The following is a 7,864-nucleotide window of genomic DNA, read 5'->3' as shown; positions in this document are numbered from 1 at the left end:
TAGATGATGAGGGGGGGGGGGTATGGCCAAGGTGGGATAGTACTTTATCAGCTAATATGTTCTAACAGAGTCAAACCCTCCATTACATTGTCATTTTTAACCATATTGGACACTTATCTATCTTCGAAGAAACTAAGAAGCCATGTTTAAGGTAAGCTTTACGTCTAAGGGCACTTTTGCGAGCGTTCGATTTAGGGCGGCTTTCATTCTATGCAGCTCATCGGACGCCATGACCCTGTTTGCCTGAGGTTTAACCAGCAATTCAATACGCAGCTCAGGCCCTACTTTCAACACACTGTTTAGCGTCACATTATGTGCTTGATCTATCGCATCGACACTCTGCTGCACTTCTTCTACTAGCGCTTCATTGGGTGACATTTGTAGCAGTTCACGACCCGAACCAACCATCATCTCCAGAGGTACTTTGATGAAGTACCCAGAAATTAGCAGCATCATTACAGGATCGGCGTACACAGCGTATCGAGCAAAAGTGGTGTGGGTGATCGCCCAGGCCATCAAAAAGCCTGCCCCTACAGCAACGCTTAAGATCGTGTCCATCTTCCACTGCTTAGCCTCGGCATCCATCAATCCCGATTGATGACTCTTACTCATCAATTGTATTTTTTTCCAAGCGTACGCACACCCAAGGATATTAACCAACGCAAAACCGCTCGCCACACCAATATTTAGGCTTACTCCACCGCTAAATAGTGTTTGGACGGCGCTGTACATGGAGTAAATCACTACTCCCATTATTACCGCACCTTTAATCGCAATCACTAAAGGCTCTAATACAGCGCGACCATTGGGAAAGTGCGCGTCACGAGGTGCGTGTATAACCTTCGCCGTTGCCAGTGACAACAAAGTTAGCAGCAGACTGACCAGCGAGTACACACCATCAAAAGCAATAACAATGGAGCCGAGCAGCATCCCTATCACCAGCCCTCCCACTGCAAACGCGGCGGCGAGCAGCGATGAAAAGCGCAATACTTTATGCTCTAAGTGCTGATGGGTAGGGCTCATGGTCTTTCCTTTACCGAATACTACGGTGTTTAAGTAAAAACTATACTGAGCGAGTTGTGAGCAGCGAACAAGCGTCAACCGTACCTCACTTTGATTCTGGCACCACGATTTCATTATAAGCCATTAAATATCAATTCTTTACGTGCAAATTTTGGTGTCAGCATTATTGACAGCGACTGGATTGATTAAGTTAGAAGTCGAATAAGTAGTCGCTGAGTTTATCGGAAAGCCAGTTCATCCCCGGGTGCTCGCTGATCCCAGCAGAGGCAAACATGCAGTAGTTTTCTTGGATTAATCCATAAGTATGCTTTATCACTACAAGCGAGCCTTCACGAAGCAGCTCTCTGATCAGAGGCTCTGGCATAACGCCCCAAGCGTTCTCGGTTTGAATGGTAGAAAGGATGTAATCAAAACTAGAAAAACCAATATAGTGGCGCGAAAATGGTGCGAGATCGGGGTTGTCTTTCTCGTTGAGATACACCATTAACGCTTGCATTTCTTCTCTTAGATCGTCGTCTGTCACACGGCGCATCCGGCCTAGGTGATTCTCGGCGCTGCACACCGACATCATACGGATTTTACCTAATGGACTCGAGATTAAACGGGGGTCATCAGCGCGCTCATAGTCCACACCAAACGCAAAATCCACTTGCTCGGTTTCAACTAAGTTAGCTAAGTCCCCCGTTGACGCGAGTATGATATTAAACGAGGTTGCCGGAAACTTATGATTCAATTGATGGGCAAGATCCTGCCAGAAGTCGTCAGGAAGAGAGTCGTCGCGAGCAATCCAAATTTCGGCTTTAAACTCCCCTTTAACTTGTTTACAGGTTTGTCTGATCCGTTGGCTAGCACTCAGAATGCTCTGGCAATCTCGCTGAATCGCCTTGCCCGCCTCCGACAACTCGATGTGGTTACCAGTGCGCTCAAGAAGCTGCGTATCAAGCTCAGATTCCAATGCTTTTAACGCCATGCTCAATTTAGTACGAGTATAGCCAGATTGCCGCGCCGCTTCCGATACCGAGCCAAACTCAGCGACTAAGCTAAGCGCTTCGATTTGAGTAATGGTTAACGACATGGTGTGGCTCTCTTAACGATAGAAATGAATCACACTCCCTGATCTTGGGGTCAGAGTCAATTGACTCTGACCCCAAAAACAAAAAAACCTCAACCTTTGAGGTTTTTTTGTTTTAAACTCATAGGCATAACCGCTCAATATGGACAAAGGATCATTGATGATTAAGAAAATTGTGTGCGTGAGTTTGGCGATGGCCTCATTTTCACTTAGCGCGGCTATCAAACCCTACCCTAACGATTACGTCTATTTTTCATTAGGCAATGTAGGTTTTGATACTCCGGATTTTGGAGAAACCTCTATCCAACCCAGTTTTGGCCTAGGTTGGGGGCATAATTTTAGTCAACATTTTGCCATTGAAGGGTTATTTCGCTATTCAGAAAGTGAGATAGACAACTCGGTGGATAATGCCGAAATCAGTTTGTCCTATTACACCTTTGGCCTATCTGGCCTAGCCTCTACTGGCCCGTTATTTGATACACCCTTTAGTTTATACGGGAGAGCAAGTGGCTTATATACCATCGCCAGTTTATACAGTGATGGGGCAAGAGACGGTAACGAGAGCGGTGTTTTGTTTAACATTGGCGGCGGCCTTCACTGGGACATTGGTGACAACTTTTGGGTTAAAGGAGAGTATCTCATCAGTGTCGCCGACACCGGTTTGAGTAACTTTTATAACAGCTATGATGGCATTCAACTCAGCATCGGAAAAAACTTCTAATTTAACGAGCCGTTGCGATTTAAATTATTGCCTGTTGACCTCAAGAAATCAAAAGCCCATTGAGTTAGGATAGTTACCTAACCATTGATAAGGAAATCAAAATGATACTACTGATATTCGGCGTGCTTCTATGGAGCGTCGCTCACTTAATTCCTTCCGCCGCACCTCAAAAGCGCAGTTATTGGATTGAGCAACACGGTGAAGGTAAGTACAAAGGTTTGTTTTCTCTCGCTATTTTGGCTTCGTTACTGCTAATCGTTTTTGGGTGGCGTTCAACGCTGCCAGAGATCTGGTACATACCTTCAACTGGTCTACGTCACGTGACCATGTTGCTGATGATGGTTTCATTTATCCTTCTTGGCGCCTCTCAATCTAAAGGAACGCGAATCAAACAGTGGATCCGACATCCTCAATTGACGGCTGTTGCCGTTTGGGCCTTTGCCCACCTTTTATCTAACGGTGAAGCACGCTCTGTGATCCTTTTTGGTGGATTGCTAATTTGGGCCGAATTAAGCATTATTTTTATTAATAAGCGCGACGGAAAATGGGAAAAACCAACGTTAATCTACAGTTGGCCAAGAGAAGCAATCACTCTAGTGATTTCCCTTGTTCTCTACGCTATTGTTGCGGTATTTCTTCACCAATACATCGCGGGTCTGCCCATTGTCTGAGTCATTGCTCAATAAACAGATGCTGATTAAATTGGCTGAAACCAAAATGCCCTACGGGCGATTTGCGGGCAGGCCAATCATACTTCTACCTGAAGAGTACTTATTGTGGTTTGCCAATAAATCTGAGTTTCCAAAAGGAGAGTTAGGTGATCTGATGAAACTTGCATTGGCACTTAAGATAGAAGGGCTAGAGAAGCTCGTTTTCCCTTTGCTACCCCCTGACGCTCGCACCTCTTAGTCCTCAATAGAAACTTTCAAGTGGTGAACCAAGCCAATTTACGGTTCACCATCCTGTATGTTATAGTGTATTCGATATGGATGCTAAGGATGGTGTTGTGACAGGTCGATTGATTTTCGCGCTATTTATGACTTTGATGATATTCCAGAATGTCGTTAACGCGAGCTCTTTGTCGGGCGACCAGGCCGTGCAGAGTAACCCCTTTACCATAGGTATCATTTCAGATAAACCCAAAAGCAAAATTAAGGCTGCAACTCCATTCGCCAATTATATGGCCGCTCAACTGACGCACTTTGGTTACACACACGGGCACGTCATTGTTACTTCGACTGCTGACGAGATGCAACTTCGCATTGAAAATGGCGAGGTGCAGCTAATTACTTCCACTCTGTATTCTGCACTCGATCTTGAATCAAGCAACTCTGTCGAAATGTCAGGTTTACGTTGGAAGCAAAATTCGCCTGATTATACCTCGGTAATTTTTACTCGGCACGATAGTAATATCAATAAGTTAGACCAGTTAAAAGGGAAGACCATTGTCTTTGAAAAGCCCTCTTCAACCAGCGCGTTCTTCTTACCTGCCAGTCATTTAATTGCCAATGGGATTACCTTGCAAAAACTGTCCTCGATCAGTCAGCGTCCTGACCCTGACAAAGTCGGCTATCTTTTTATCAAACAACATCTGAACAATGCCAATGAGCTCAACATGTCGATTTGGGTCTACCACAAACGAGTTGAAGCAGCGGCATTCAGCCACATTGATTGGGCCGATAAAAGTACGGTACCCAAAAAAGTGTCCGAGTCACTGAATGTTATTAGCGAAACGAATCGTCTCCCGAGAAGCTTAATGCTGACCTCAACCAAACTGGGTGGGTTAGAAAGGTTAGCGATTCAACAGGCGATGTATTCAGCTCATGAAAACCAACTAGGGCTAGCATCGCTATTAAGTTTTAAAGAAACCACCAAGATTGAACCCATATCCCATAGTGTAAAAACGAATATCGAACAGAGCCGGCATACTTTTTCCGAAGTATTAGCGTTGATAGAGTAAGCCAATACAATGAAAACAAAATTCCCACTGAGTGTCCGTTTTAGTCTTACTACCTTGTTAATCTTGGCGGTGGTCACCGTGGTTTACTTTTTTTCCTATCGCGCCTTTTACACTGCCAATACGCAATATTTGTTTGATGAGTTAAACCAAACCACCGAAAAAGCACTGGAACATCAGCTCATTCGCAAGGGTTTGTCGATTGGAAAAATTTTGTCCGACAACCTCTTTAACCCCGTCTATAACTTAAACCTCGATCATACTTACCAGTTAATCAAACCGGTTATTGCACTTGAGGAAGTAAAACGCATTTATGTGATTGACTCTGATGGATTGATCTTCCACGACGGAACAAAAAATCTCGATGAGTTTGGGCTTCCACACCCTAATGTAGACGCAATTGAACAAGCCGTCACTTTCAAAAAAACTGTCGTACTTGACGCGCTTAGCAGCTCCTCAGACCCCGGGAGGCTAAGCGTCATATTGCCTATAACTGAGGGGCATGTCGTCGTGGGTAGCGTCTATATAGAACTGGGACAAGACACCTTACATCAAGATAACCTTACTAACCGCCGTATACTCGAAAAAATCCAAGCAGAAGGACAACAAAGCTTTCTACTGGTGCAGCTAATTGTCCTGCTGATCAGCGTGGTGTTGGGGCTATCACTGGCCATATTATTGTCCAAATCTCTGACGCGGCCTCTAAACACCTTGATAAACCATTTCAACCAGAATGAGGATTACCACAAAAACATTCCAACGTTCTATCGCGACGATGAAATTGGCGCATTGAGTGACGCCTACAACCAAATGAGCGCCAAAATTAATCGTAAAAACGAAGCCATTCGTCATTTGGCGTTCCACGATTCGCTCACTCACCTGCCTAATAGAAACAAATTTACCGAGCATTTAGAAGCGCTGTTAAAGGCAACACCACGACATTCCATTCACCTGTACTTCATTGATCTAGATGAATTTAAATGGGTAAATGACACCTTTGGTCACGGCCATGGTGATGTCCTTCTCAACACTATTGCAAGTCGGCTCACCCATTTTGCGTCAACAAACGAAGCGGTTATTAACGCAAATTCAGCGGATCTCAACATGGTTTCGCGAATTGGTGGTGACGAGTTTATCATCGCTATTGTTGATTTAGATGCGAGTAAAGAAGAGCTGTGTGTTCAAGAAATCCTGAAGCAACTGCGTGAGCCGATTCAGATAGAGAATGAGTTGATTCAAGCTGGTGGCAGCGTAGGTGTCGTGCTTTCATCAAAGTTTGATTGCAGCGCTAACGAGCTGATCAAGTACGCCGATATGGCGATGTATCGCGCTAAGGACAATGGTAAAAATGCGTACGTAGAATTTAGTGAAAGTATGCGTCAGCATTTTGAACATCAAGCCATCATCGAAAAAGAACTGCATTTGGCGTTGAATGATCTTCCTCAATTTGAATTTTGGTATCAGCCTAAAATCGATCTAAACAGTGGAAAACTGATTGGCGCAGAAGCGCTTGTAAGATGGAAGCACCCAGAACGGGGCTACATTTTCCCCGATCAGTTTATTCCTATTGCCGAGTCGTCCGATGTCATTTTGACAATTGGCGAACATTTAATAGAACAAGCGATCATTGCTTTAAAAAGTTGGTTATCGCAAAACAAAATTTCCGAAGAATTTCACGTGGCAATCAACTTGTCTGCCCGTCAAATATATCGACAAAACCTGCCACACATACTACGAAGAATTACCCAAAAACATGGTGTTCCCGCAGAAATGTTGCAGTTAGAGGTGACAGAGTCCTTATTGTTGAACGATACGGAAAAAGCCAATCAAGTATTAACCGAACTGCAAAAATCGGGTCACTCAGTTTGGCTGGATGACTTTGGAACCGGCTACTCTTCGCTGTCTTACATGCAGCGCTTTAACTTCAACGGAGTGAAAGTCGATAGAAGTTTTGTTAACGATATCGAATCCAACGATAAGAACTTCAATCTCGTCAACGCTATTGCCTCTCTAGCAGAAGGCTTTGGCATCGAGACTGTTGCTGAAGGGATAGAAAATAGAGAGCAATCCGATATCGTTGCCGCGCTTGGCTGCACCATTGGACAAGGTTACTATTTTGCGAAACCTGTACCTCGCCAACAATTTGAGGAGGTTTGCTTAGTACCCGAGAAGCTACAAGCAAACCACACTTTGTTGTTCAAAGATCAGGCGTGTTAATGGCACATTTAATGGTTGTGGGTAATTGAGCTAAGCTCTACACGATGTCTGTCACCGTAGACACCTTCCGACAGCGCTTTGCCACAACTAACAATCATGCACACTTCAACATTAGCGGGTAATCCTAGCAGCGCCTTCACGCGCTTAGAGTCAAACCCTTCCATAGGACAAGTATCGTAACCTTGCTCTTTCATAGCGTACATAAATGTCATTGCTGCCAGAGAGGCACTTTTGTGCAAGGTGACACGCACATCCGATTTTGACACTTCACGTACCATCGGTTTAGTGCGTCCTAACCACCATGAATAAAGCTTACGCACCGCGCCTCTAATGCCAAAAGCGTCGTTGTTATAAAGCGCTGGGATCAACGTCTCATAGTATTTGAACGCCCTCTTGGCCACAGGCAGATCTTCTCTTCCTCTGAAGTTTGCTCTAACTTGCTGCGCATTTAGTTGTGCACGCTGTTTCCACTTATCTGGAGTGACGACAAACAGCACCAATTCGTTTGCGGTGGCTGCGGCATTTTGCTTCATGCAAAGCGGTCCCATTTGTTCAATCAGGGCGGGGTTGACCACTCGATGAAATTCCCACAGCTGCATGTTTGAGCTATTTGGACTAAGCTGCGCTAGCGCCAAAGCATTGTCGACACTTTGGCTATCAAAGCTGTGTGATTGGTCGAACTTACGTACCGAACGCCTTGCATGCACAAGATCTGTAAATGACATATGACTGACTCTTCAAGTTTGGAAAATCCGCGAAGTATAGCCTCTTTTAGAGCTCTTAGGGAGTGCTCCCTTTAGCGTCGCAATTTTTCTACTGTCGCTCAGGCTTTCACAAAAAAACCTCACCAAGGTACTGGTGAGGTTTAACTTAA

8 protein-coding genes are annotated in these 7,864 nt (G+C 44.7%); 5 read left to right on the top strand and 3 right to left on the bottom strand.

What is annotated here, in order from left to right:
• Positions 1–132: 132 nt before the first annotated feature.
• The gene (locus tag ST37_RS18925; RefSeq protein ID WP_084889104.1) at positions 133–1,023 is read right to left on the bottom strand and encodes a cation transporter; all 891 of its coding nucleotides are present in this window, start codon (positions 1,021–1,023) and stop codon (positions 133–135) included.
• A 190-nt stretch (positions 1,024–1,213) separates the two neighbouring features.
• Positions 1,214–2,098, bottom strand: a complete 885-nt coding sequence (locus ST37_RS18920) for a LysR family transcriptional regulator (RefSeq protein ID WP_084889103.1) — start codon at positions 2,096–2,098, stop codon at positions 1,214–1,216.
• A gap of 157 nt (positions 2,099–2,255) precedes the next feature.
• On the opposite strand from ST37_RS18920, the gene ST37_RS18915 reads away from it, so the two are divergent.
• The 5 genes from ST37_RS18915 to ST37_RS18895 all read left to right on the top strand — a co-directional run bounded on the left by ST37_RS18915 (position 2,256) and on the right by ST37_RS18895 (position 6,990).
• The gene (locus tag ST37_RS18915; protein WP_172401045.1) at positions 2,256–2,816 is read left to right on the top strand and encodes a porin family protein; all 561 of its coding nucleotides are present in this window, start codon (positions 2,256–2,258) and stop codon (positions 2,814–2,816) included.
• Positions 2,817–2,917: 101 nt separating this feature from the next.
• Positions 2,918–3,487 (top strand): NnrU family protein, encoded by a 570-nt coding sequence (locus ST37_RS18910; RefSeq protein WP_084889101.1) that lies wholly within the window; start codon positions 2,918–2,920, stop codon positions 3,485–3,487.
• Positions 3,488–3,491: 4 nt separating this feature from the next.
• Positions 3,492–3,725: a DUF3820 family protein gene (locus ST37_RS18905; protein ID WP_084889235.1), complete on the top strand. Its 234-nt coding sequence runs from the start codon at positions 3,492–3,494 to the stop codon at positions 3,723–3,725.
• A 76-nt stretch (positions 3,726–3,801) separates the two neighbouring features.
• Positions 3,802–4,776 carry a PhnD/SsuA/transferrin family substrate-binding protein gene (locus ST37_RS18900; protein ID WP_084889100.1) on the top strand — a complete coding sequence of 325 codons (975 nt, stop codon included), beginning with the start codon at positions 3,802–3,804 and terminating at the stop codon, positions 4,774–4,776.
• A 9-nt stretch (positions 4,777–4,785) separates the two neighbouring features.
• Positions 4,786–6,990, top strand: coding sequence for a GGDEF domain-containing phosphodiesterase (locus ST37_RS18895; protein WP_084889099.1), 2,205 nt, complete (start codon positions 4,786–4,788; stop codon positions 6,988–6,990).
• Between the two features lie 8 nt (positions 6,991–6,998).
• Here the strand turns inward: ST37_RS18895 and ST37_RS18890 are convergent, their stop codons facing one another.
• Entirely contained in the window at positions 6,999–7,715 is a 717-nt protein-coding gene (locus ST37_RS18890) for a nitroreductase family protein (protein WP_084889098.1), read from the bottom strand.
• Between the last annotated feature and the right edge of the window lie 149 nt (positions 7,716–7,864).

This window comes from Vibrio sp. qd031 (assembly GCF_002100145.1).
Taxonomy (GTDB): domain Bacteria; phylum Pseudomonadota; class Gammaproteobacteria; order Enterobacterales; family Vibrionaceae; genus Vibrio.
Note: the sequence above shows the minus strand (reverse complement) of the source record. Positions and strands in the feature narration are given on the sequence as shown.

Bases quoted from the DNA above. Each gene is read 5' to 3' on its own strand.
- ST37_RS18915 (WP_172401045.1), top strand. From the start codon at position 2,256: ATGATTAAGAAAATTGTGTGCGTGAGTTTGGCGATGGCCTCATTTTCA.
- ST37_RS18900 (WP_084889100.1), top strand. From the start codon at position 3,802: ATGGATGCTAAGGATGGTGTTGTGACAGGTCGATTGATTTTCGCGCTA.
- ST37_RS18910 (WP_084889101.1), top strand. From the start codon at position 2,918: ATGATACTACTGATATTCGGCGTGCTTCTATGGAGCGTCGCTCACTTA.
- ST37_RS18890 (WP_084889098.1), bottom strand. From the start codon at position 7,715: ATGTCATTTACAGATCTTGTGCATGCAAGGCGTTCGGTACGTAAGTTC.
- ST37_RS18895 (WP_084889099.1), top strand. From the start codon at position 4,786: ATGAAAACAAAATTCCCACTGAGTGTCCGTTTTAGTCTTACTACCTTG.
- ST37_RS18925 (WP_084889104.1), bottom strand. From the start codon at position 1,023: ATGAGCCCTACCCATCAGCACTTAGAGCATAAAGTATTGCGCTTTTCA.
- ST37_RS18920 (WP_084889103.1), bottom strand. From the start codon at position 2,098: ATGTCGTTAACCATTACTCAAATCGAAGCGCTTAGCTTAGTCGCTGAG.